At 70.9% G+C, this 849-nt stretch carries 1 pseudogene; it reads right to left on the bottom strand.

The features are described from left to right. Positions 1 to 849, bottom strand: a pseudogene (locus ACSFA2_RS25615) (S-layer family protein); the annotation flags it as partial.

Below are 849 nucleotides of genomic sequence, written 5' to 3'. Positions count from 1 at the left end.
TTGCCGTCCAGCGAGATGCTGCTGCCGTTGAGCGGCACCACGCCCGTCAACGTCGCATTCGCCACCGTGCTGGCCGTCGCCGTCACGCCGGCCGTGCTGCCCTGCACGTTCACGATGCCAACGCTGGCCCCCTGCGCCGCGCTGCTCGCCACCGTGGCGGTGTTGGTCGCGCGGTTGGCCGAAGCCTCTGCCAAGGTGCTGTTGCCCGAGATGGTGAGCGCGCCGTTGATCAGCCCCGGCGTGGGTGCGGCGTTGTCGTCGTTGTGGATCGACGTGCTGGCCGTGCTGCCGACCGTCGAGGCAGCCAACTGGCGGTTCGACAGCACGTGGTCGCCGGTGGCCACCACATTGTCGGCGCCGCCGGTCTCGTTCAGCGTGGCCGAACCCGTCGCGCCCGGCGGCAGAGTGTTGACCGCGCTCACGCTCAGCGTGTTGGTCGCGTCGTTCATCACGCCCAGCGCCGTGTTGCTGTTGCCCGAGAGGCGCACCGTCGATGCGGTGGATGCGGCCGGCGCGAACAGCTCCTGCGTGGACGTTGCCGTCACCGCGGCGGTGCCCGACTGCGTCGACTGCAGCGCCGAGCGCGCTCCCACGTTCGAGCCCGCGAGCGTCACGCTGTTGAGCGCCGTGTTGGCCACGGCCTTCGCGCTCTGCGTGTTGCCCGAAGCGCTCAGCGTCGAGCCGGAGATCACCGCGCCGACCGCCGTGTCGATACCGAATGCGGCCGCCACCTTGGAAGAGATCGTCGGGCTCGTTACCAGCTGGATGTTCGACAGCGCATGGTCCCCGACCGCGCCCGCCAGGCCCGCGAGGCTGGTCGCGCCGGCAACCGGCAGGCCGTCGCCCACG

The organism is Variovorax cryoconiti, assembly GCF_051216395.1.
In the GTDB taxonomy this organism is placed as follows: Bacteria; Pseudomonadota; Gammaproteobacteria; order Burkholderiales; family Burkholderiaceae_C; genus Variovorax.
The sequence above is the reverse complement of the archived record's forward strand: the minus strand, read 5'-3'. Positions and strand labels throughout refer to the sequence as shown.